The 21,026-nt window shown below is 71.7% G+C and carries 21 protein-coding genes; 7 read left to right on the top strand and 14 right to left on the bottom strand.

Features of this window, described 5'->3' with window-relative positions; all coding sequences use genetic code 11:
• Positions 1-389: 389 nt before the first annotated feature.
• A complete protein-coding gene (locus AC3EO4_RS16530; protein ID WP_431896368.1) occupies positions 390-698 on the top strand; it encodes a hypothetical protein in 309 nt (102 codons plus the stop codon).
• A gap of 226 nt (positions 699-924) precedes the next feature.
• On the opposite strand, the gene AC3EO4_RS16525 is transcribed toward AC3EO4_RS16530, so the two are convergent.
• The 3 genes from AC3EO4_RS16525 to AC3EO4_RS16515 form a co-directional block, all read right to left on the bottom strand.
• Positions 925-1,890, bottom strand: coding sequence for an NAD(P)-dependent alcohol dehydrogenase (locus AC3EO4_RS16525; RefSeq protein ID WP_431896367.1), 966 nt, complete (start codon positions 1,888-1,890; stop codon positions 925-927).
• Positions 1,891-2,057: 167 nt separating this feature from the next.
• Positions 2,058-3,008 (bottom strand): permease prefix domain 1-containing protein, encoded by a 951-nt coding sequence (locus AC3EO4_RS16520; protein WP_379573927.1) that lies wholly within the window; start codon positions 3,006-3,008, stop codon positions 2,058-2,060.
• Positions 3,005-3,340 (bottom strand): PadR family transcriptional regulator, encoded by a 336-nt coding sequence (locus AC3EO4_RS16515; protein WP_379573925.1) that lies wholly within the window; start codon positions 3,338-3,340, stop codon positions 3,005-3,007. The genes AC3EO4_RS16520 and AC3EO4_RS16515 overlap by 4 nt, the downstream gene beginning before the upstream one ends.
• Before the next feature lie 192 nt (positions 3,341-3,532).
• Between AC3EO4_RS16515 and AC3EO4_RS16510 the strand changes: the two genes are divergently transcribed.
• On the top strand, positions 3,533-3,664 hold the full coding sequence (locus AC3EO4_RS16510) for a hypothetical protein (protein WP_431896364.1): 132 nt from the start codon (positions 3,533-3,535) through the stop codon (positions 3,662-3,664).
• A 15-nt stretch (positions 3,665-3,679) separates the two neighbouring features.
• On the opposite strand, the gene AC3EO4_RS16505 is transcribed toward AC3EO4_RS16510, so the two are convergent.
• The 3 genes from AC3EO4_RS16505 to AC3EO4_RS16495 all read right to left on the bottom strand — a co-directional run bounded on the left by AC3EO4_RS16505 (position 3,680) and on the right by AC3EO4_RS16495 (position 6,813).
• The gene (locus tag AC3EO4_RS16505) at positions 3,680-4,636 is read right to left on the bottom strand and encodes a DMT family transporter (RefSeq protein WP_431896362.1); all 957 of its coding nucleotides are present in this window, start codon (positions 4,634-4,636) and stop codon (positions 3,680-3,682) included.
• Positions 4,637-4,745: 109 nt separating this feature from the next.
• Entirely contained in the window at positions 4,746-5,237 is a 492-nt protein-coding gene (locus AC3EO4_RS16500) for an Lrp/AsnC family transcriptional regulator (protein ID WP_379573922.1), read from the bottom strand.
• A 79-nt stretch (positions 5,238-5,316) separates the two neighbouring features.
• Positions 5,317-6,813: an MFS transporter gene (locus AC3EO4_RS16495; protein WP_379573921.1), complete on the bottom strand. Its 1,497-nt coding sequence runs from the start codon at positions 6,811-6,813 to the stop codon at positions 5,317-5,319.
• A 92-nt stretch (positions 6,814-6,905) separates the two neighbouring features.
• Here AC3EO4_RS16495 and AC3EO4_RS16490 point away from each other — a divergent pair, with 92 nt between their 5' ends.
• Positions 6,906-7,253 carry a winged helix-turn-helix transcriptional regulator gene (locus AC3EO4_RS16490; protein ID WP_379573920.1) on the top strand — a complete coding sequence of 116 codons (348 nt, stop codon included), beginning with the start codon at positions 6,906-6,908 and terminating at the stop codon, positions 7,251-7,253.
• Here the strand turns inward: AC3EO4_RS16490 and AC3EO4_RS16485 are convergent.
• From AC3EO4_RS16485 to AC3EO4_RS16465, 5 genes are all read right to left on the bottom strand, one after another.
• Complete coding sequence (locus tag AC3EO4_RS16485; RefSeq protein ID WP_431896360.1) at positions 7,240-8,118, bottom strand: hypothetical protein; 879 nt, start codon at positions 8,116-8,118, stop codon at positions 7,240-7,242. The genes AC3EO4_RS16490 and AC3EO4_RS16485 overlap by 14 nt on opposite strands.
• A 118-nt stretch (positions 8,119-8,236) precedes the next feature.
• The gene (locus AC3EO4_RS16480; protein ID WP_379573918.1) at positions 8,237-9,640 is read right to left on the bottom strand and encodes a sugar porter family MFS transporter; all 1,404 of its coding nucleotides are present in this window, start codon (positions 9,638-9,640) and stop codon (positions 8,237-8,239) included.
• Between the two features lie 58 nt (positions 9,641-9,698).
• A complete protein-coding gene (locus AC3EO4_RS16475) occupies positions 9,699-12,197 on the bottom strand; it encodes a polynucleotide kinase-phosphatase (RefSeq protein WP_431896358.1) in 2,499 nt (832 codons plus the stop codon).
• Positions 12,187-13,590, bottom strand: a complete 1,404-nt coding sequence (locus tag AC3EO4_RS16470) for a 3' terminal RNA ribose 2'-O-methyltransferase Hen1 (protein WP_431896356.1) — start codon at positions 13,588-13,590, stop codon at positions 12,187-12,189. Before AC3EO4_RS16470 ends, AC3EO4_RS16475 begins: the two co-directional genes overlap by 11 nt.
• A gap of 147 nt (positions 13,591-13,737) precedes the next feature.
• A complete protein-coding gene (locus tag AC3EO4_RS16465) occupies positions 13,738-14,643 on the bottom strand; it encodes an LLM class F420-dependent oxidoreductase (protein ID WP_431896354.1) in 906 nt (301 codons plus the stop codon).
• A 78-nt stretch (positions 14,644-14,721) separates the two neighbouring features.
• On the opposite strand from AC3EO4_RS16465, the gene AC3EO4_RS16460 reads away from it, so the two are divergent.
• Positions 14,722-15,744, top strand: coding sequence for a glycoside hydrolase family 18 protein (locus AC3EO4_RS16460; RefSeq protein ID WP_431896353.1), 1,023 nt, complete (start codon positions 14,722-14,724; stop codon positions 15,742-15,744).
• A gap of 32 nt (positions 15,745-15,776) precedes the next feature.
• Here the strand turns inward: AC3EO4_RS16460 and AC3EO4_RS16455 are convergent, their stop codons facing one another.
• Both AC3EO4_RS16455 and AC3EO4_RS16450 read right to left on the bottom strand, forming a co-directional pair.
• A complete protein-coding gene (locus tag AC3EO4_RS16455) occupies positions 15,777-16,607 on the bottom strand; it encodes an SDR family NAD(P)-dependent oxidoreductase (protein ID WP_379573913.1) in 831 nt (276 codons plus the stop codon).
• Positions 16,608-16,838: 231 nt separating this feature from the next.
• Positions 16,839-17,819 carry an aldo/keto reductase gene (locus tag AC3EO4_RS16450; protein ID WP_431896351.1) on the bottom strand — a complete coding sequence of 327 codons (981 nt, stop codon included), beginning with the start codon at positions 17,817-17,819 and terminating at the stop codon, positions 16,839-16,841.
• Positions 17,820-18,062: 243 nt separating this feature from the next.
• Here AC3EO4_RS16450 and AC3EO4_RS16445 point away from each other — a divergent pair, with 243 nt between their 5' ends.
• The 3 genes from AC3EO4_RS16445 to AC3EO4_RS16435 all read left to right on the top strand — a co-directional run bounded on the left by AC3EO4_RS16445 (position 18,063) and on the right by AC3EO4_RS16435 (position 19,642).
• The gene (locus tag AC3EO4_RS16445) at positions 18,063-18,710 is read left to right on the top strand and encodes a tetratricopeptide repeat protein (RefSeq protein ID WP_431896349.1); all 648 of its coding nucleotides are present in this window, start codon (positions 18,063-18,065) and stop codon (positions 18,708-18,710) included.
• A 10-nt stretch (positions 18,711-18,720) separates the two neighbouring features.
• Positions 18,721-19,035 (top strand): hypothetical protein, encoded by a 315-nt coding sequence (locus AC3EO4_RS16440; protein ID WP_431896348.1) that lies wholly within the window; start codon positions 18,721-18,723, stop codon positions 19,033-19,035.
• Between the two features lie 133 nt (positions 19,036-19,168).
• Positions 19,169-19,642 carry a hypothetical protein gene (locus AC3EO4_RS16435; protein WP_431896346.1) on the top strand — a complete coding sequence of 158 codons (474 nt, stop codon included), beginning with the start codon at positions 19,169-19,171 and terminating at the stop codon, positions 19,640-19,642.
• Between the two features lie 143 nt (positions 19,643-19,785).
• Here AC3EO4_RS16435 and AC3EO4_RS16430 read toward each other — a convergent pair whose 3' ends face one another.
• Complete coding sequence (locus tag AC3EO4_RS16430) at positions 19,786-21,024, bottom strand: class I SAM-dependent RNA methyltransferase (protein ID WP_431896345.1); 1,239 nt, start codon at positions 21,022-21,024, stop codon at positions 19,786-19,788.
• Positions 21,025-21,026 lie beyond the last annotated feature (2 nt).

The raw sequence follows: 21,026 nt of genomic DNA, 5'->3' as shown, positions 1-21,026 counted from the left end.
CCCCCCCCCCCCCCCCCCCCCTCTGCCCGAAGCCTGGGGAGAAACTTAGCGCATTGCGGAATTCGCCTCTGAGTCGATGAATAATCGCGGGCGGAATGCAGTGGTTCGCCGAATACGGTGAGCCTGGGCCACATGCCGGTCGCGTGTCGTGTTGGTGGTTTCGGGGTTCGAGGTTCCCGCCGAGACCACCAGCACGACGACACGCGGGGACCGTGGTCCCGCTCCCCCGCGCTTCCATCCTGCTTCCCGCGCCGTGCGACCGCCGAGGTCACGCGGCGCTCAAGCCGTTCTCCGTCCGAGGCTCCACCAGACGTCCGACCTGGAGGAGAGCTCGCCTTCCCGATCAGGACGGCCGGGGCGAATCGGTACTGGAGACGCCCCCGCGCTCCTTGATCGTCACGCTGACGGCCGGGGCGGATCGGCACCGTGGACGCCCGCCGCGCTTCTCGATCGTCACGCTGACGGCCGACGCGGATCGGCATCATGGACGCCCCCCGCGCACCTCGGTCGTCACGCTGTCCCTGGCGACGATCCAGCGCGAAAGCGCTCGGGAATGGGCGCGGCTCGCGCACGATTTCGACGCCGGATATCCCGGGCACGCGATCCATGAAGGACGGCCGGACAAGGCTCATCATTCACGCCGGGCCGGACACCTCAGCACATGGTCCCTTTGCGTTTCCAGTATCCAGCCGGAATAACCGGGTGAAGAGCTTTGACATGCACGCCCGCTGCGGTCGCCCCGGCGAAGTGGGCAGGAAACAGGGGACCGGAAGAACTCACCGATATCGAGCGAGAAGGCATCGAGGCCGACTCGCCTACGGAAATGCCGCCCCCGGCTGTCGATGCCGCTCATAAAAGGCAGCGTGTACGCCGGTCACCGTCCGAACGACCTGAAAGCGGGCCCCTTGTCAAGGGTATTCGCATTCACACCGTCAGCACGATTTTTCCGCGCGCGTGCTCCGCCTCCACGTAGCGGATGGCGTCGGCGGTCTCGCTCAGGGGATACTCCCGCTCGATCACCGGGGTGACCTTTCCTGCCGCGACGAGCCCGGCGAGAAAGGTCAGATCCTCGACGCTCCGCCTCGCGGTCAGTCCGCGGAGCCGCTGGCTCACGAACGGCGAGGTCACGGTGAGGACGAACAGCCGCGGCAGCGGGCCGAGCACCTCTCCTCCCGCACCGCTCGACGAGACGTAGACGCCCTTCGGCGCGAGCACCCGGCGGAACTCCGAGAGCCGGTGGTTGCCCGCGAAGTCGAGGATGGCGTCGAATCGGGCCGCGCCTCGGGTGACGTCCTCGCGGGTGTAGTCGATCACCTGGTCGGCGCCGATCGAGCGCACCAGGTCCGCGTTCCGGGTGCTGCAGACGCCGGTCACCTCCGCGCCGAGTGTCTTCGCGAGCTGCACGGCGAAGGTGCCGACTCCGCCGGAAGCCCCGTTGACGAGCACTGTACGGCCGGGCCCGACCTGGCCGGCACGCAGCGTCTGCAGCGCGGTCGTCGCCGCCACGGGAAGGGTGGCCGCCTGCTCGAACGTCACCCCCGCGGGTATCGGGGCCAGGTGCTTCTCCGGCGCCGCCGCGTACTCGGCGAAGCCTCGCTGACTCGTCTCGCCGAACACCGCGTCGCCGACCTGGAGGCCGGTGACGTTCGCCCCTGCCACTTCCACCGTCCCGGCGATGTCGCGCCCGAGGATGGTCGCCTTCGGCCGCCGGATCCCGAACGCGAGACGCCCGATGCGCGGGACGCCGTGCATGGCGAACCTGTCGCCCTGGTTGACCGAAGCCGCCCGAACCCGCACGAGCACCTCGTCGGGGCCGACTGCGGGCTTGTCGACGTCGCTGTACCTCAGGACTTCGGCGGAGCCGTACTCCTCGTAGACGATCGCTTTCATGGGTGCTCCTCACTTCGATGGTGGACGGGCGTCCCAGGGCAGGGGGCATCGTGCCGGCGACGTCCGGCGTGCCCGCGGGATCGGGGCCGGTCAGGAGACCGGCTTGGGTCGGGGACTCGGATCGGCTGTTGGGAAGGGGGACTGGTGGGAGCGGGGTCGACGGCCGCTCAGCGGCGAAGCGCCCGGCCGATCCCCTCGAGGACGGTGTGGACGAGCGTGCCGGCGGAGAGCACGACAAGCCCCGTGTCGATCCACTGCGGTACGTTCGGCGACCAACCGGCCGCCTCGACGAAGGCCGGGTTGAGCACCCGGTGGGTCGCGGCGAGCCAGATCAGCATGACCGCGGAGGCGAGGTCGGCGATCGACCCCGCGACGGCGACGGGAACGCTCCATCGCACGTAGTACTTCACGAAGGCGAAGCCGAGGGTCGCGATCACGAAGGCGATGAACAGGTAGACGGCGCCGCTCTCCCACAGCCAGGGCGAGAGCAGGCCGACGGGGTCGCCGTTCGCGTCCGTCTCGGTGCTCACCACCGGCGAGAGCAGGATGAAGGTCGTCATGAGGACGAACAGCACGGTCCCGGTGACCAGCTCGCCGTACCGGGCGCGACGGCTGGGCGGCTCGGGCAGCGAGTCGGGGGTCCAGGGCCGTGCCGTCGCCCTGCGGCCGGCGAAGACGCGCTCGATGATCGCGAAGACGAGCGTCGTCCAGAAGGCGATGTGGACGGTGGTCGTGAACGCCGCGCCGAGGGTGTCGCCGATCACGAGCAGGGCGGTGCCGTCCTGCAGGGCCCGCGCGAGCCCGACGACCGCGGCCACGACAGGCACGATCGTCACCATCAGCGCCGTCAGCAGCCGGGTGTAGTCGAGGTAGAGCGCGGGCCCGATGAGCTGGAGCGGACGATCCGCGTAGCCCGCGGCCAGCCGCGCCGGGTCGCCCAGCTCGGTGAGCACCGCGATCTCGGCTTCCACCGGGTCGCTTCCGGCGTCGAGGCGGTCGTCGACGGCGTCCGCGATCGAGGCGCGGAGTTCCTTCTCGATGTCGGGCCGCTGCCGCTCGGGCAGGCGGCGCAGGGTCGCGTCGACGTAGCGGTCGGTGAGGGTGCTCGCGGGGATCATGACTCGCCCTTCAAGGTGCGGAATGCCGTGTGGAGCTCGTCCCAGTCGCGACTCAGGGTGTCGGCGAGTGCGACGCCGTCGCCACTGGTTCGGTAGAACTTGCGCGGCCGGGACTCCTCGGTGTTCCAGTCGCTGGTCAGCAGGCCCTGCTTCTCGAGTCGGCGCAGGAGCGGGTACAGGGTGTTGGCGTCGACGGTGAAGCCGCGCTCGCCGAGCAGGTCGAGCAGTGCGTACCCGTAGTTCGGCTGCCGAAGGATGAGCAGGCACGCGAGCACGACGGTGCCCCGCCTGAGCTCCTGCAGATGCGTGGAGAGCAGCTCATCGTTCAGCATGCGACCCACAATAGTGTGTGGCACACACTATTGCAACAGACCTACCCCGGAACGGACCCGCACCGCTCACCCGGTGGCAGCGGGGCCGGTGCGCGTTCGCGATCAGCGGTGATCGGCCTGAGTGAGGCGGGCGGGTCCAGCAGGCGGGAGGCCACGTCGCCGTGCAGCTCGTACACGCCACGGAGCATGACGGTGGCGCCGGACAGACCGTCGCCGTACGTGCGGGGGGGCCGCCCCGCCGAGCTGGCCGACATCCTCTGGGACATGCACGCCCGGCGGCATCGGCACGAGGCCGGCGTCCCTGCCGGGCTCCTGGAGGGATGACCCCGAAGGTGCTCGTCAGCCTGACCGCCGCCGTCCGATGACGCCGGGATCGCGCTCGTGGACCCGCACCGGCCGTGTCGTCTCCACGACAGGCTCGCGGCGGCCGGAGAGGCTGACCACGGCGAGGCCGCCCAGCAGGATCAGCGCGCCCGCCGTGACCGGCGCGGGCATCCGCTCGCCCAGCACGAGGACGCCGAGCACACTGGCCACCAGCGGCTCGGCGAGGCTGAGCGTGGCGGCGCTCGCCGCGCTGACCCTGCGCAGCCCGCTCACGAAGAACATGTACGCCAGGGCCGTGGTGGCCCCGGCGAGCCAGGCCACCAGTCCGAGCGAGCGGGCGTCGGCGAGCAGGGGAAGCCCTGCCACGAACCATGGGAGCGTGACCATGGAGCCCACCAGCAGGGTCAGCGACACCGCGGCGGGCATCGCCACCCTGTCGTCGACGAGCCGCTTGGCCGAGACGGTGTAGACGCCGAAGCAGCCTCCGGCCACCACGCCCAGGACCAGGCCGAGCGGATCGACGCGTGCCGAGCCCGCCGGCGTCGACATGAGCGTGACGCCGACGACCGCGGCCGCCGTACCGGCCAGCCAGGTCCTGGTGAGCGGGGTGCGCAGGAACAGCCGCTGGCACAGCCCGGTGAAGACGGGCGCGAAGCCGAACGCCAGCGCGGTGGCCACGGCGGCGCCGGTGCGGGAGACCGAGGTCAGGAACGCCGCCTGGAAGATTCCCGTGGCGGCCGCGGCCGACAGCAGCGGCGGCCAGGCGGGCCTGGTGAGGGTCCGGAAGGCGGCGCGGTCGGTGAGCAGCACGAAGGCCAGCAGGAGCAGGCCGCCGAACAGGATGCGGGCGCAGCCGACGGTCACCGGGCACGCCGCCGACCCGGCCATGACCTGGGCGGGGCCGACCGTTCCCCACAGGATCCCGGCACCGAGCACCAGCAGGCTGCCGGAGACGTCGTTTCGTTGGTTCACTCTTCGGACGCTAGGCGTTCGTGCGGATCGCCAACGGTTCAGCCGAAGCTCATTCGGCTGAGGGGCGGAGAGTCGCCGGTCCTTCGGGTTTCGGCTGCACGGAAGCGGATCAGACGTACGGAGTTCGGCGTTCCCTGCGCTCGGCCACAGGAAGTTCGGACTGCTCCACCGGCTGCACGTAGTCGAAGACCACGGTCGTGCGCACGTCCACGAACTCCTTGCGCCGCGCCAGCCGGTCGAGGACGAAGTCCCGCAGGTACTGCGTGCTGGGGACGGCCACGTGCACCAGGATGTCCTCGTTGCCGGTCACGACGAACACGCCGAGGGTCTCCGGCAGCGCGGCCATGGTGTCGCGCGTCGACTCGATGGCCTCGCGCGACTGCGGCCTGATCCTGATCGAGATCAGGGCCTGCACTCCGCGGCCGAGGGCCTCGGGATCCACAGCGGCGTGGAAGCCGGTGATCACGCCGCGGGCGCGCAGGGCGCGGGTGCGTTCCAGCGCGGTGGACGGCGCCACCCCCACGGCCTCGGCCAGCTCGCGGTTGGTCTGCCTGCCGTCGCGCTGCAGCCGACGGAGGATCGCCTGGTCGACGGCGTCCACGTGAAAGCCCCTTCGCATCCGTGCCGACGAGGCGAACGTCCTGCGCGTCCCGTCAGCGTTCCGGCTCCTTCTCCGAATTTTATTCGACGGGCGAGGAGGTCCGGCGCTCGCGCAGCAGGACCGTCGCGAGCACCGCCGTGAAGGCGAGCAGCGCCGCGGCCGTTCCCGTCACAGCAGCGAAACCCTGGCCGAACGCCTCACGCGCGGCGGCCCGCAGGGGCTCGGCCGCCGCCGGCGGCAGTGTCGCCGCGACCTGCAGCGCCGCGGCGAGCGACTCCCCCGCCGTCTCGGCCGCCCCGCCGTCCACTCCCGGTACGGCGGGCAGCGCGCCGCGGTAGGCGGCGGCCAGCGCCGTACCGAGCACCGCGATCCCCAGTCCAGCGCCCAGCTCGAAGGAGGTCTCCTGGATCGCTGCGGCCTCCCCCGCCCGCTCCGGCCTGGCCGCGGACATGATGAGGTCGGCGCCCAGGGTCATCACCACGCCCGCGCCGGCGCCGGCCGCGACCAGCGCCCCGGGCAGGGCCGCACCGCCCCCGGCGGTGAGCGTGGCCAGCGCCGCGGCGAACAGCGTCAGGCTCCAGGTCAGCGCCCGGCGATGTCCCATCCTGGCCGCCAGCCACGGCGCGGTCGCGGCGCCCACGGCGTTCGCGACGGCCGGCGGCGCGAGCGCGAGGCCCGCCGTGAGCGGGCCGTGGCCCGCCTCGAGCTGAAGCCACTGGGTGGCGAAGAACAGCAGCGCCGTGTAGCAGCCGAAGCAGCTCAGCACGCACACCGTCGCGGCGGTGAAGCGGCGGTCGGCGAACAGCGCGAGGTCCAGCAGCGGCTGGGCGGCGCGCCGCTGGCGGGCCGCGAACAGGCCGAGCAACGCCATCCCTGCGGCACCCGCGACCAGGGCGCCGGTGCCGGGCTGCTCGGCCGCCCGCTTCAGCGCGTAGACGGTCAGCGCGAGGCCCGCCACCGACAGCGCCACCCCTGCCAGGTCCCAGCGGCGCGGCGCGGGGTCCTTCGACTCGGGGATCAGCCGGAGACCCGCCACCAGCGCGATCACCACGACGGGCACGTTGACCAGGAAGACCGCGCCCCACCAGAACCGCTCCACCAGCGCCCCTCCGACGACCGGCCCGATCGCGGCCCCCGCGCTGTGGGCCGCGGTCCACAGCCCCAGGGCGAGGGCGCGCTCGCGGTCGACGGGGAAGACCGACCTGATGATCGCGACAGTGGACGCCATGATCATCGCCGCGCCCGCTCCCAGCGCCATGCGGGCGCCGATGAGCTGCGCGGTCGTGGCGGAGAAGGCGGCGGCGGCCGACGCCAGGCCGAACACGGCGAACCCCGCCAGTACCAGCCGCCTGCGCCCGAGCCTGTCGCCCAGGGTGCCGCAGGTCACCAGCAGCGCCGCCACGGTGAGCGAGTACACGTCGACGATCCACAGCAGCCCGCTCGCTCCGGGCATCAGGCTCCTGCTCATGCTCGGCAATGCCACGTGCAGCACGGTCAGGTCGATTCCCACCAGCAGCAGGCTGGCGCACATCACCGCCAGCACGGCCCACCGGGTCCGGCTCCTGTCCACATCCATGCGGGACAGCCTGCGGAAGCCGGTTCCTCATCGACAAGTACGGTCTTTTCTGTGGCATAGTGCCGTTCTGTATACCTATGGAGGTCAGAGCGATGCGTGGCGATCTCGACACGGTGGCGGAGCCCTGCACGGTCGAGGTGGCCATGGAGGTTCTGGGCGGCCGGTGGAAGCTGGCGATCCTGCGCAAGCTGCTCGACGGGACCCACAGGTTCGGCGAGCTGAAGCGCGCGATGGGCGGCATCACCCAGCGCATGCTCACCCGCCAGCTGCGCGAGATGGAGGAGGACGGGCTGGTCACCAGGACCGTCTACCGCGAGGTGCCGCCCAAGGTGGAGTACTCCCTGACCGAGACGGGCAGGAGCCTGGAGGAGATCACCAGGCTCCTCGACGCGTGGGGCAGGTGGTACCTCGACCACCGCCGTCCCGTCACTCCACGGTGAGCAGCTCGTGCATGCCCTGGGCCGCGTGCCCGCGTCCCGTGCGGTAGTCGGGCAACCAGGTGACCAGCGCGTACGGGCCGGGCGGCAGGTCCGCCCGCACGATCGCCGACCGTCCTGGGGACATGGGGACCAGGCCGACAGGTCCGCCGGTGAACGGGTTCGGCGCCTGCCGCCCCTCGTCCATCGCCGTGAAGAAGGCGCCCACCTGCTCGCGGGTGGTGCCGGGCCGTACCGGCATGAGGATGGCCTCGTTGAACTGGCCCGACCGGTTGACCACGCGCACCGGCAGGCCCGACCCGATGGCGGCAGGCGCCTCGAACCGGCTGGTGCCGTCCTGCGCCCGGTACTGGGTGATCTGCGCGGCGGCCGGCGGAAGGGACGGGCGCCAGGGGGCGGGCCTCACGCGCAGCGTGCGGACCTTCTCCTCCAGGCCTGGCCTGCCGACCTCCTTGAAGTCGATCAGGTGGTAGGTGCCCGCGGCCAGCTGCGCGGTGTAGGAGACGGGCGTGCCCGGCAGGACGGCGGCGCCGCCGTGCATCACCACCTCCCTGGACAGCGTCCGCGCCGCGGTCAGCGCGTCCTGGGGGTTCGCACGGTCGTAGGCGCGTTCCAGGTCGGCGAGGACCCGCCGCAGCGGCAGACCCGGCCTGACCCGCAGCACGCCCAGGTAGGCGCCTTCGGGGTCGGCCGACCGGATCCTGAACGTGGCCGCTCCGGCGGGCACGGAGGCAGGCGCCGTGACGCCGGAGGTCTCGACGACGACGTCGACGGTGGTCGCACCGGCCTCGGGATCGGCGTGGGCCGCGGCGGTGGAGGCGGTGAAGGTGAGGGCAAGGGCCAGGACGGTGATCGTTCGTGCTCGCATGCCGCCCAGCTTCACGCGCGGAGCCGTCCCCTCGCATCGGCCCCAGGGCGGCACCGCGCGCTCTCGCCGCGCAACCGACGGCGGTCACGCCGTCCGCTCCGGTACGACCGGCGGAGTACTACCCCATCTCCTCGAGTTTGCGGCCCTTCGTCTCCTTGACCCACTTGGTGACGAAGAGGAAGGACAGCGCGGCGAAGATCGTGTACATCACGTAGGTGAGCGGCAGGTTCCAGGCCGACAGGCTGGGGAACGTCACGGTGATCGCCCAGTTGGCCAGCCACTGCGCGGACGCCGCGACCGACAGGGCCAGAGCCCGGATGCGGTTGGGGAACATCTCTCCCAGCAGGACCCACACCACGACACCCCACGACAGGGCGAAGAACAGCACGTACGTGTGGGCCGCGATCAGTGCGACGGCGCCCTGGAGGTCGGGCAGCGTGACCTTCCCTTCCACCGTCCTGGCGGCGCTGAAGGCCCACGCGGCCGTGGCCAGCGAGACCGTCATCCCGGCCGAGCCGATCAGCAGCAGCGGCTTGCGGCCGATCTTGTCGACCAGGGCGATGGCGATGAACGTGCCGATGATGTTGATCACCGAGGTGGAGAAGCTCCACAGCAGCGACTCGCTCTGGTTGATGCCGACCGACTGCCACAGCTCGGAGGAGTAGTAGAAGATCACGTTGATGCCGACGAACTGCTGGAAGACCGACAGCCCGATGCCGATCCACACGATCGGCAGCAGGCCGAGCGCCGGGCCGCGCAGTTCGCGCATCGTCGAGCGCTCCTCCGTCTTCAGCACGTCGTGGATCTCGGCGATCCTGGCGTCCAGGTCGGCGTGCTCGCCCTCGACCTCGGCCAGCACCTTCCTGGCCGTCGCCGTCCTGCCGACCGCGACGAGGAAGCGCGGCGATTCGGGGATCACCGAGGCGAACAGCAGGTAGAGCAGGGCGGGCACGACGCACGCGCCGAGCATCCACTGCCAGGCCTGCAGCCCCAAGAGGGGGTTGTTGACGTTGCCGCCCGCGATGCGCGCGATGACGTAGTTGACCAGCTGCGACACGGCGATGCCGAGCACGATGGCCAGCTGCTGGAACGAGCCGAGCCTGCCGCGGTAGGCGGGCGGGGCGACCTCGGCGATGTAGGCGGGCCCGATCACCGAGGCCATGCCGATCGCCACGCCCGCCAGCACCCGCCAGAAGGCCAGGTCCCAGATGGAGAAGGGCAGCATCTGACCGATCGAGCTGACCGCGAACAGCAGCGCGGCCACCTGCATCGTCCTGATGCGTCCCCACCGGTCGGCCACCCCTCCGGCCAGCCACGCCCCCATCGCCGAGCCCAGCAGCGCGATGGCCACGACGATGCCCGTCTGGACCGGGCCCACCTGGAAGTACTTCCTGATGCCTGTGACCGCGCCGTTGATCACCGAGCTGTCGTAACCGAACAGGAAGCCGCCGATGGCGGCCGCCGCCGTGATGAACACGACGTGGCCGATGTTCTCCTGCCGTACTCCCCTGGAGCTCGCCATGCCCGAGCTCTACCCAGATGTCACCCTTGTACGGCTTTGCCTGGCCAAACTTTGACGATCACAGGCGGGGGTCGACCGGCTCCGATTCCATGGCCAGCACGGCGAAGACGGGCTCGTGCACGCGCCACAGCGGGTCGCCGTCGGCGAGACGGGCCAGCGCCTCCAGGCCGAGCGCGTGCTCACGCAGCGCCATCGACCGCTTCTTGCCGAGGAAGCGGCGGCGCAGCGTGTCGAGCGACTCTGTGTAGTCGGGCCCGTAGATGATGCGCAGGTACTCGCGCCCGCGCACCTTCACACCGGGCTGGACGCGGCCCTCGGGGTGGGCGGCGGGCTTGACGACCATGCCCTCACCGCCCTCCTCTGTCAGCGCCTGCCACCACTCGACCGCGTTCCGCCTCGACTCGGCCGAGTCGAGGTCGACGAACAGATGCCTGGTGGGCGTGATGATCGGGTCGTCGAGCAGGGCGAGCCGCTGCAGATGCCACGCGTGCGGTTCGAGCGCGGTATTGCGTCCCTCGACGGCCAGGATCTGGAACGGCGCGAGCCGTACCCCGTCGAGTCCGTCGACCGGCCAGCAGTAGCGCGCATACGCGTCGCGAAAACGGGCAGCGTTGTCTTCGCGACGCCGGGTGCGGGACAGCAACTCGCCCACATCCAGCCCGCGCCCGGCCGCCGCTTCCAGCACGCCGACCGCCTCGGGCACCGCGGCGCGCGCCGCGGCGCCCACGGACGCGTACTGCGACCGGATCAGCTCGCCCGCCTTCGCCGACCACGGCAGCAGCTCGCAGTCGAGCGCCACCCAGTCGGAGCCGAGCTCGGCCCACAGCGGCTCGCACGCCTGCCGCAGCCGGTCGACCAGCGGCGTCAGGTCGTCGAAGAACGGCCGGCCCGTGCGGGTGTAGACGGCGCCCGCGCCGCCGTCAGTGACGCCGAACCGCTCGGCCGCGACCTCAGGAGTCCTGGCCAGAACGGCGACCGCCCTCGACCCCATGTGCTTCTCCTCGCACACGACCTCGCGCACGCCGTGGGCGGCGAACTCCTCGAACGCCTCGTGCGGGTGCTCCAGGTAGCCGTCCAGCCGGGAGGTCTCCGGCGGTGCCATGGTCGGCGGCAGGTAGACCAGCCAGCGCGGGTCGACGGCGAAGCGGCTCATCACCTCCAGCGCCGCGGCGGCGTTCTCCTCCATGACCTTGACCCTGGCGCCGAAGCGCGTCTCGACGTACCTGGTGCCCTGCACGTCGCCGATGTCGAGGCTGACCGGGTCGCGGTAGCCGGGGGCGGTGAGCGGCTTGACCGGCTCGTACCAGACCTTCTCGGCCGGCACCGAGACGAGCTCGCGCGACGGGTAGCGCAGCGCGGTCAGCCTGCCGCCGAACACGCAACCGGTGTCGAGGCAGATCGTGTTGTTGATCCACTCCGGCTTGGTCGTCGGGGTGTGGCCGTAGACGACCATGGAGCGGCCCCGGTACTCCTGGGCCCACGGGTAGCGGACGGGCAGGCCGTACTCGTCGGTCTCGCCCGTGGTGTCGCCGTACAGCGCGAAGGAGCGGACCCTGCCGGAGGCGCGGCCGTGGTAGGCCTCCTTCAGCCCGGCGTGCGCGACGACCAGGCGGCCCTCGTCGAGCTGGTAGTGGCTGATGAGCCCGTCGAGGAACGCGGTCGCCTCGCGGGTGAACTCCTCGCTCTCGGCGGCGAACTGCTCGAGCGACTGCTCCAGGCCGTGGGCGACGCGCACCTTGCGGCCCTTGAGCGCCTTGACCAGCTTCTCCTCGTGGTTGCCCCGCACGCAGACGGCGGTGCCGGCCGCGACCATGCCCATGACCAGGCGGACCACGCCGGGCGAGTCGGGGCCGCGGTCGACGAGGTCGCCGACGAACACGGCGGTGCGGCCCTCGGGATGCGTGGCGGTCACCGCCTTGCCGTCGACGCGGGTCAGCTCCCAGCCGAGCTCGCCGAGCAGCGACTCCAGCTCGGCGCGGCAGCCGTGGACGTCGCCGATGATGTCGAAGGGTCCCGTGAGATCCTTCTTGTCGGTCCACGCCCTCTCGTAGGCGACGGTGGCGGTGTCGATCTCCTCCACGCCGCGCAGCACGTGGACCCTGCGGAAGCCGTCCTTGTTGATCTTGCCGAGGGAACGGCGCAGGTCCTTGCGCTGCCTGATCACCACGCCGGCGCCGAAGTCGCGGTCGGGGCGGGCGGCGTTGCGCTCGATCGCCACCTCCTCCGGCACGTCGAGGACGATCGCGTCACACAGCACGTCGTGCTTCTTGGCCAGCGCGATGAGATTCTGCCGCGGGCCGTACTGCACGCTGGTGGCGTCGACGACGGTCAGCAGGCCGCGCGAGAGCCTGGTCGAGACGATGTGGTCGAGCAGCTCGAAGGCGGCGTGCGTGGCCGACTGGTCGTTCTCGTCGTCGGAGACCAGGCCGCGGCAGAAGTCGGAGGAGATGACCTGGGTCGGCTTGAAGTGCCTGGCGGCGAACGTCGACTTCCCGCTGCCCGAGACGCCGACGAGCACCACGAGGGACAGCTCGGGAACGCGGATCTCAGTGCTCACGGGTGAAGACTCCCATCTGCGTCGGCGAGCCCCTGCCGGGGTCCTCGTCGCCGACCGGCTTGAAGGTGACGGTGTAGCGGTACTCCCGCGCCACCCGCTCGGCCCACGCGGCGAACTCGGCGCGCGTCCACTCGAAGCGGTGGTCGGGATGGCGCATCCCGGTCAGGAACGCGTAGTTCACGTTGTACTCGGAGTTGGGCGTGGTCACGATCACGTGCTGCGGGGCGGCGTGCCCGAAGACCACCCGCTCCAGCGCGGCCAGCCTGGGCGGGTCGACGTGCTCGATGACCTCCATGAGCACGGCGGCGTCGTACCCGGCGAAGCGCGGGTCGGTGTAGGTGAGCGCGCCCTGGAACAGGGTGAGCCTGGCCCGTTTGGCGTCCGGCATCCGCTCCAGCTTGAGCTTGCGGGCGGCGATGCCGAGCGCGAGCGTCGAGACGTCCACGCCGGCGATCCTGGCGAACCTCGGCTCGGCCAGCAGCGCGCCGACCAGCTGGCCCGAGCCGCAGCCAAGGTCGATGACCGAGGAGGCGCCCAGCTCCTCCAGCGTCTTCACGACCTCTTCGCGGCGGCGGGTGTTCAGCGGGACGGCCTTCTCCTCCAGCGGGCCGCCCTTGTCCTCCTCGATGCGCGGCTCGAGCGCCTCCTCGGTCTCGTCGCCGACCTCGGCGAGCCTGGCGAAGGCCGTACGTTCCAGGGCCCGGCGCCGCCCCAGGTAACGGCGGGTGATCAGCATCCGCTCGGGGTGCTGGGCCAGCCAGCCCTCCCCCGCGCGGATCAGCTTGTCGACCTCGTCGGGGGCGATCCAGTAGTGCTTGCCGTCGTCGAGCACGGGCAGCAGCACGTACAGGTGGTTGAGCGCGTCGGCCAGCCGCAGCCGCCCGCGCAGCCGCAGCCGCACGTACCGCGAGTCACCCCACTCGGGAAAGGCCTCGTCCAGCGGTACGGCCTGCGCCTCCGTCTCCCACCCGAGCGGCTCGAACAGCCTGCGAGCCAGGTCGGGACCGCCTCTGCAGGGCAGCGCGGGCAGCGTGATCTCCAGTGGCAGCGTGCCCGCCGCCAGCTCGGGCCTGGCGTTGCAGCGCCCGCCGCGCGCGGTGCGGAAGACGTCGCCGATCGCGACCGCCATCAGCGAGGAGGCGGCGTAGGGCCGGTCGTTGACGTACTGCGACAGGCTGAAGTCGGGCGACGTGCGGCCTCTGGTGCGCACCAGCGCGACGGGGTCGACGTCGAGCAGGAGCGCCGCCGTGCACCGCTCCTCGCCCGCCTCCGGGTAGAACACCGTGGCCGTGCCGAAGGACTGGGCGAACCCCTGCACCCTGTCGGGATGCTTGTGGAGCAGGAAGCCCAGGTCGGTGGCCGGTGTGGCGGTGGTCGAGATCGTCAGCAGCACCCGTCAAGTGTGCCGCAGCCATATTTCTGTCGCCATCTCATAATTTCAGCCGACATGCGCATGGCGACGCTCACGCGCCGCCGTCCGGCGGGAAGCCGAGCCCGAGGCACCCTGCCGACGTGGGCCAGGGCGCCTCGGGGGCGGACGTCAGACGGACGGCAGGATCTGCGCCGCGATCAGCTCGAGATGCTCCAGATCGGACAGGTCCATGACCTGCAGGTAGATCCGCTCGGCACCGAGCTCGGCGAATCGGCCGATCTTGTCGAGCACCTCCGAGGGCGTACCGGCAAGGCCACCCTCGCGCAGCTGGGCGGCGGTGCCGCCGATGGCGGCCGCCCTCCGCTCCACCTCGGCCTCGTCGGCGCCGACGCAGACGGTCTGCGCGACGGAGTAGACCATCGGACGCTCGGCGAGCCGCCGTACCCTGTCGAACGCCGCGCCGGTCTCCTCCACCGAGTGGAAGGGCACGTTGTACTCGTCGGCGAACCTGGCGGCCACGCGCGGCGTGCGCTTGGCGCCGATACCGCCGATGATGATCGGAGGACCGGGACGCTGGGCGGGCTTGGGCAGCGCGGGCGAGTCGACCACGCGGTAGTAGGCGCCCTCGAAGGAGTAGTCCTTGTCGGCCGACCACAGCCCTGTGATGATCTCCAGCTGCTCCTCCCACCTGGCGAACCGCTCGCCGAGCGGCGGGAAGGGGATGCCGTAGGCGTTGTGCTCGCCGTCGAACCAGCCGGTGCCGAAGCCCAGCTCCACCCGGCCGCCGCTCATCTGGTCCACCTGGGCGACGCTGATGGCCAGCGGTCCCGGCAGGCGAAAGGTCGCGGGCGTGACCAGGGTGCCCAGCCTGATCGTCGAGGTCTCCCTCGCCAGTGCCGCCAGGGTGATCCACGCGTCGGTCGAGCCGGGCCCCGGGTCGCCCGGGCCGATGCGCTGGTAGTGGTCGGAGCGGAAGAACGCGTCGAACCCGAGCCGCTCGGTGGCCTTCGCCACCGCCAGCAGATCGTCGTAGGTGGCGCCCTGCTGGGGTTCGGTGAAGATCCTTAGCCTCATATGGCCATTATCGGGTCGCCCTCAGCCGCGCCCTGCTAGCGTTCACCATCGGTCATCACCCTGACACGGTAGGTGAGCATGGCGCGTCACAGAGAGCCAGGCACCCCGCCGCGCACCCTCGTGGTGCTGGCAGGGCTCGGCCTGGCGGGCGTGACGGGTGTGGCGGTCTGGTTCCTGCCCGCCCAGGCCACGCCCGAATGGTCGGCTTCCCTCGCCGCCGCGAGCCCGCCCGCCCGGGCGGCCGCCTCCCCTTCACCCGCGTCCGCGCCTTCGGCGCTCTCGGTGACGGAGCCCTCCGGCTACGTGGCCTTCGTCGACACCGTGGCCGACCCCGGGTTCGACCTGCCCGCGGCGGCCCGCCGTACCGGCGTGCGGTGGTTCTCCCTCGGCCGGGTGATGGCCGGCCCGAGCGGCTGCGCGCCCAAGTGGGGCGGCACGATCGACCTCGGCCGCAGTTCCGTCGCCAACCGGCTGCCGGGGCTGCGCGCGGCCGGCGGCGACGCGGGCCTCGCCTTCGGCGGGCCCGTGGGCAGGGAACTGGCCGCCGCCTGCGCCGACCAGCGCGCGCTCACCTCCGCCTACCGCAAGGTGATCGCCGCCTTCGGCGCCTCCTTCGCGGAGTTCGAGATCCGCGACGGCGGCGACGTGTCCGCCGTACGCCGCAGGGCCGTCGCGCTGGCCGACCTGCGGCGGGACAAGAAGTTCACGGTCGTCTTCAGCGTCCCGCTGGGACCCTCCGGCCTGGCGCCCTCCGACGTCGAGATGCTCCGCCAGAGCAGGGCCGCGGGAGCGGCGCCCGACACGGTCAACCTGCTGGCCGCGATCGAGCCGCGCGCCGGGGGCGAGGGCCGCATGCGGCGGCTGGCCGCCGCCGTCCGCGCCGCGCAGGGACAGCTGGCAGGGGCCCTGGGGATCGACGCGGCCACGACGTGGCGGCGGACCGCGCTCACCGCCGTCCTGGCCGGCCCTGACGATCTCAGCCTGCTCGACGCGCGCAAGCTGTCGTGGTACTCCACGCGCAACCACCTGGCATGGCTGTCGACACGTGGCGCCACCCCGCCCGCCGCCGTCCTCAGGGCGCTGAGGGGCGAGCGCGCCTGACGGCGCTCCTGAGGATGGCATGCGTGCTCGCCTCACGACCAGGAGAGCACCCTGCCGAACCGCACCAGCTCGCCGTAGAGACGTGGATCGAAACCCGGCTCCAGCGCCAGGTCGAGGAGCGCGACAGCCGCCTGCTCCGGTGTCTGCGCGCCTGTCATGTCGAACCACGGCCGCGACGAGGCAGTGTCGATCATGCCGGGACAGACAGCGACCAGCAGCCGGTCGTGCGCCAGGTCGTCGGCCCGCCGCTGCCGCGCGAGGGCCCGCACGGCCGCCACCTGCCCCACCTTCGACGGGATGTTGATGAACCCGGGCCAGCCCTCCGCCGCCGCCCGCCCCTCCCGTACGGCGTCGCGCCACGCCAGCATGATCGCGTCGACCTCCTCTGGCGTCCGCGCCCCGTCGAAGCGCCCCCGCAGCCCCTCGGGAAGTTCCCGCAGGCGGCCGAGGCTGCTGGAGACGACGACGAAGCGTCCGCCCTGCCGAAGGACGGGCAGGAAGGCGCGCGTCATCCGCGTCGTGCCGAGGTTGTTGACGTCCACGTAGGCGTCGATCACCTCGGCCGGGACGTCCTGCGGCACCGTGCGCAGGTAGTGGTTGGAGAAGACGACGTCCACGCCCCCGTGGCGGTTGCGCAGCTCGCGCGCGAACTCCTCCACCGCGTCCGCGTCGCCGACGTCCAGCAGGTGGGCCCGCACGTCGGCCTTCGCGCCCGACACCCGTTCCCTCGCCCGAGCGACCCTGGCCGCGTCACGTCCTGTGAGGTAGACGACGTCGCCGGGGCCGAGCCGCCGGGCCAGTCCCTCGGCCAGGGCGAAGCCCAGCCCCTGGTTCGCGCCCGTCACCAATGCGATCTTGCTCATGCCAGGAACGGTAGGCGTGCGGGGCGACGGCCGACAAGCGACCGTCTCGCACAGCTCCCATGCCCGCCGCGCATACCCTCGACGGCGCGGCCGATCCGGCACGCCTCCCACCTCGCCTGCCCGTCGGCCCGGCCCAGCCCTCGACCGTCGGCCTGCGCTCCTTCGGCGTCGGCGGTCCCGGTCCAGCCCTCGACCGTCCGCCTGCGCTCCTTCGGCGTCGGCGGTCCCGGTTCAGCCCTCGACCGTCCGCATGTGCTCCTCCGCGTAGCGTGCGCCCGCGGGCGGGGTGATGGCGTCGAGCCGCTCGACCTGCTCAGGCGTCAGCCGGACGGCGTCCGCCGCCGCGTTCTCCTCCACCCGCGACACCCTCTTCGTGCCGGGGATGGGGGCGATGTCGTCGCCCTTGCACAGCAGCCAGGCCAGTGCCACCTGCGCGGGCGTGGCCCCGGCCTCCCGCGCGACGGCCTCCACCTCGTCGACGATGCGCAGGTTCTGCTCGAAGTTGCCCTCGGCGAACCGCGGGTTGTTCCTCCGGAAGTCGTCGGCGGCGAACTGGTCCGTCGACCGGATCGAGCCGGTCAGGAACCCGCGGCCCAGCGGCGAGTACGGCACGAAGCCGATGCCGAGCTCGCGCAGCACCGGCAGCAGCGCCGCCTCGGGGTCGCGCGTCCACAGCGAGTACTCCGTCTGCAGCGCGGTGATCGGATGCACGGCGTGAGCGCGCCGGATCGTCTCCACGCCCGCCTCCGACAGGCCGACATGGCCGATCTTGCCGTCGGCGACCAGCTCGGAGAGGGTTCCGACGGTGTCCTCGATGGGGGTGTCCGGGTCGACCCTGTGCTGGTAGTACAGATCGATGCGGTCGGTGCCGAGCCGCCTCAGCGAGCCCTCGACCGCGATCCTGATGTTCGCCGGGCTGCTGTCCAGGACGCCGGGCCCGCCGCCCTCGTGCGAGACCATGCCGAACTTCGTGGCCAGGACGACCTCGTCGCGGCGGTCCTTGAGCGCCTTGCCGACGAGTTCCTCGTTGAGGTAGGGCCCGTAGATCTCGGCCGTGTCCAGGAACGTCACACCGAGGTCGAGCGCCCGGTGGATGGTGCGGATAGCTTCGGCTTCGTCGCTGTTGGCACCGGTGTAGTAGGCGGACATCGTCATGGCACCGAGGCCGATGCGCGAGACGTCGAGTTGTCCACCCAGCGCGATGTGTCTCATGACTCTTGGTTCCTCACTCGGGCGTCGCCACGAGTTGGCGGCGTACTCATCCCCACGCTAGGCGCGGGCGGTGACGCCGACCTCGGTGAACGGCGCCCGGCGGCACACTTAGGCCACAAGAGGCGACATGCGACCTCGCCGCCGGCACGACGAACCGGGGTGCGCGCCGCGCATCCGCTTGGGCGTCCGGTGCAGAACCCCGTAGGGTGCGACCAACCGGTGGACCTTGTGAACGGGGTCAGCATGAGCGCGGACGAACGGATCGAACAGGCCGGGCTGCTCTACGAGCGGGCCGTCTTCGGCGGCGACCCCGCCGCCCTAGCCGCGGCCGACCACGAGCTCAACGCGGTCGAGGCCGACCTCTGCCTGGCCCGCGGCCGGATCGCCCACGCCCGCTTCCTCGACGGCGGGACCGAGGATCCGGACGAGCTCGCCCTGTTCGAGCGGGCCGCCGAGCTGTACGAGAAGCTCGGCGACGTGCGCGGCCATGGCGAGTCGCTGTTCTGGGTCGGTATCTTCCACCAGGTGGTACGGCACGACGGCGCCACCGCGCTTCCCTCCCTCGAACGCTCCCACGAGCTCGCGACCCAGGCCGGCGACAAGCTGACCATGTCCTACGCGCTTCGCCACCTGGGCTTCGCCGAACACGTCGCGGGCCGTCTCGCGGCGGCACGAGAGCGGCTGGAGGAATCGGTGCGCCTGCGCAGGGAGATCGGCTTCCTGCCCGGCGTCGCCGCGAACCTGGTCGGGCTGGCCTACATCGCCTCCGGCGAAGGCCGCCACGACGACGTGATCCAGCTCCTCGACGAGGCGGACTCCATCGCACAGTCCAGCGGCGCCCACGGCATCACCCGTCAGGTCGCCGAGGCCCGCGCCGATCTCGCCGGCTGATTCCTGCTCCTTGGCGGGCCACGACAGCCTGCTGTCCGGCTGGGGATGCGAGAAGGACGGGAGCGGCTGGGTGAGCACCGACGCCTCGCCGGCGGCCGATGACAGGCGTGGGCGTCACAGGGCCGCCACGAGGCGGCAGTGGTGCCGGACGGCGTGGTCGCTGGAGCCCGTCGAGCCCGAGTCCACGAGCAAGAAGGGGCCGCATTTCCACGTCGTCAAGGACGAACTGATCGACGGACCCGTCTTCCAGACGGACAAGGCCACGCGCCTGCCCCTGCCGCCGCTGCTGGCGATCAGGCACTGCCCAGCGTGCCCATCCTGGTGACGGCAGGGGAGTTCGACGTCAACCGCCCCGCAGAGGTGGCGCGGTCGCTTCGGGTCTTCCCGAACGCGACCGTCATCCGGATTCCGTTCGGGATTCACGCGCAGTCCTTTTCCCATCGCCGGCGGGTGAGTGCGTGCGCGGCATGCTGCGTACCTTCCTGACCAGCAAGCGGGTGGTCGACCAGAAATGCACCGGCGAGAACTACCGTGCCGTCGGCGCATTCCCGCAAAAGCTCAGGGACGTGGCGCCGCACCCGGCCCGCAAGCTCGGCCCCGGCCCGCGGCGGATCCTTGCGGCCACCTTCGCCACCGCCGCCGACGCCACCGCCCGTCGCAACCCGCACGCCTTCTACCACTTCGGGCTGCCGAACGAGCCGGGGCTGCGCGGCGGCCAGGTCACCTTCGGCCAGGGCATCACACTCGACAAAGTGCGGTTCGTACGCGACCTGCGGGTCAGCGGACCGATCACCCTTACCCCGGACGGCCACGCCACCGCCACCCTCACGGCCGAGACCGGCGGACGCGCCCACGAGGTGACGTTGACCTGGGCGGCATTCTCCACCCGCCCGTCCCTGTCGGGCACCTTCGACGGCATCCCCTTCGACTAGCCGCCCGGCCACGGCTCCGCCGGCTTCGGCGCGAGGGCAGACGGGTTGATCACCCCCCGCGACCGTGGAAGGGTCGCGGGGCGCTCCAAGATCGTGCGCACCTCATGCGCAGAGGAGTTGTCGCTGGTCAGAGCGATACGGAATCAGCTGACCAGCAGCGCGACGCACTCCACGTGATGGGTCATGGGGAAGGCGTCGAAGGCGCGCAGGTCCGCCAGGCCGTACCCCCGTTCCCCGAACCACTGCAGGTCACGCGCCAGCGTGGCAGGGTCGCACGATACGTACACCACCCGCGACGCCTCCAGCGACGCGATCCGCTCCACCACCTCGCGACCGAGCCCCGAGCGCGGCGGGTCGACGACGACCAGGTCGGCGCGTTCGATCTCGAATCGGTCCAGCGCGTCCTCCACGCGTCCGCGCTCCACCTGGGCCCACGGCAGGTCGCGCAGGTTGAGTCGGGCGTCACGGACGGCCGCCGCCTCGCTCTCCACGCCGAACACCGCGCCGGACGGCCCGACCGCCTCGGCCAGCCCCGCCGCGAACAGGCCGACACCGCAGTAGAGGTCGAGCGCCCATTCGCCCGGCTCGGGGGCGGCGTAGCTGAGGACGGCGTCGAGGAGGGTTTCGGCGGCACCGGGATGAACCTGCCAGAAGCCGCTGCCGGTCACCTGGAACTCGCGGTCGCCGACCCGCTCGTGCAGCATGCCGGAGCCGTGGCGGGGCTCGGTACGGCCCTTGCCCTGGTTGACCAGGATGGACACGGGCGCGTCGAGGGAGGGGACGGCGACCGAGCGGCGTGGTTTGGGGGCGATGACGACGGCGTGGTCACCGGCGGAGGAGGCGATGACCTCGACGCCCGACGAGCCCTGCCAGGTGCGGGCTTCCACGCCGACGGCCTCGACCTCGGGGTGGGCGATGAGGCAGGCGTCGACGGGTTCGATGTCGTGCGAGCGGTGTCGGCGGAAGCCCAGGACGCCTTCGCGGTTGGCGGCGAACTGGACGCGGGTGCGCCAGCCGAGCCCGTCCTTGGCGCCGGGCACCTCTTCGACCACCACGTCCCGGGTGATGCCCGCCAGCCTGCGCAGCTGCTCGGCGACGACGTCCGCCTTGAGCGCTCGCTGCGCCCCCATGCTGGCGTGCTGCCAGTCGCAGCCGCCGCACCTGCCGGGGCCCGCGTAGGGGCAGGGCGGCGTCACCCTGTCGGGCGACGGTTCGAGGATCTGGACGGCGTCGGCGCGCAGGAAGCGGGTCGTCTCCTCGGTGACCTCGGCGATGACGCGCTCGCCTGGGAGCGCGTGCCGTACGAAGACGACGCGTCCTTCGTGCCGCGCCACACACCAGCCACCGTGGGCCACAGGCCCTACTTCGAGTTCCACCTGCACAG

Source organism: Nonomuraea sp. bgisy101, from assembly GCF_057708945.1.
The sequence above is the reverse complement of the archived record's forward strand: the minus strand, read 5'-3'. Positions and strand labels throughout refer to the sequence as shown.

Bases quoted from the DNA above. Each gene is read 5' to 3' on its own strand.
- AC3EO4_RS16485 (WP_431896360.1), bottom strand. From the start codon at position 8,118: ATGCGAGCACGAACGATCACCGTCCTGGCCCTTGCCCTCACCTTCACC.
- AC3EO4_RS16480 (WP_379573918.1), bottom strand. From the start codon at position 9,640: ATGGCGAGCTCCAGGGGAGTACGGCAGGAGAACATCGGCCACGTCGTG.
- AC3EO4_RS16460 (WP_431896353.1), top strand. From the start codon at position 14,722: ATGGCGCGTCACAGAGAGCCAGGCACCCCGCCGCGCACCCTCGTGGTG.
- AC3EO4_RS16445 (WP_431896349.1), top strand. From the start codon at position 18,063: ATGAGCGCGGACGAACGGATCGAACAGGCCGGGCTGCTCTACGAGCGG.
- AC3EO4_RS16520 (WP_379573927.1), bottom strand. From the start codon at position 3,008: ATGATCCCCGCGAGCACCCTCACCGACCGCTACGTCGACGCGACCCTG.
- AC3EO4_RS16450 (WP_431896351.1), bottom strand. From the start codon at position 17,819: ATGAGACACATCGCGCTGGGTGGACAACTCGACGTCTCGCGCATCGGC.
- AC3EO4_RS16525 (WP_431896367.1), bottom strand. From the start codon at position 1,890: ATGAAAGCGATCGTCTACGAGGAGTACGGCTCCGCCGAAGTCCTGAGG.
- AC3EO4_RS16515 (WP_379573925.1), bottom strand. From the start codon at position 3,340: ATGCTGAACGATGAGCTGCTCTCCACGCATCTGCAGGAGCTCAGGCGG.
- AC3EO4_RS16490 (WP_379573920.1), top strand. From the start codon at position 6,906: ATGCGTGGCGATCTCGACACGGTGGCGGAGCCCTGCACGGTCGAGGTG.
- AC3EO4_RS16465 (WP_431896354.1), bottom strand. From the start codon at position 14,643: ATGAGGCTAAGGATCTTCACCGAACCCCAGCAGGGCGCCACCTACGAC.
- AC3EO4_RS16495 (WP_379573921.1), bottom strand. From the start codon at position 6,813: ATGGATGTGGACAGGAGCCGGACCCGGTGGGCCGTGCTGGCGGTGATG.
- AC3EO4_RS16455 (WP_379573913.1), bottom strand. From the start codon at position 16,607: ATGAGCAAGATCGCATTGGTGACGGGCGCGAACCAGGGGCTGGGCTTC.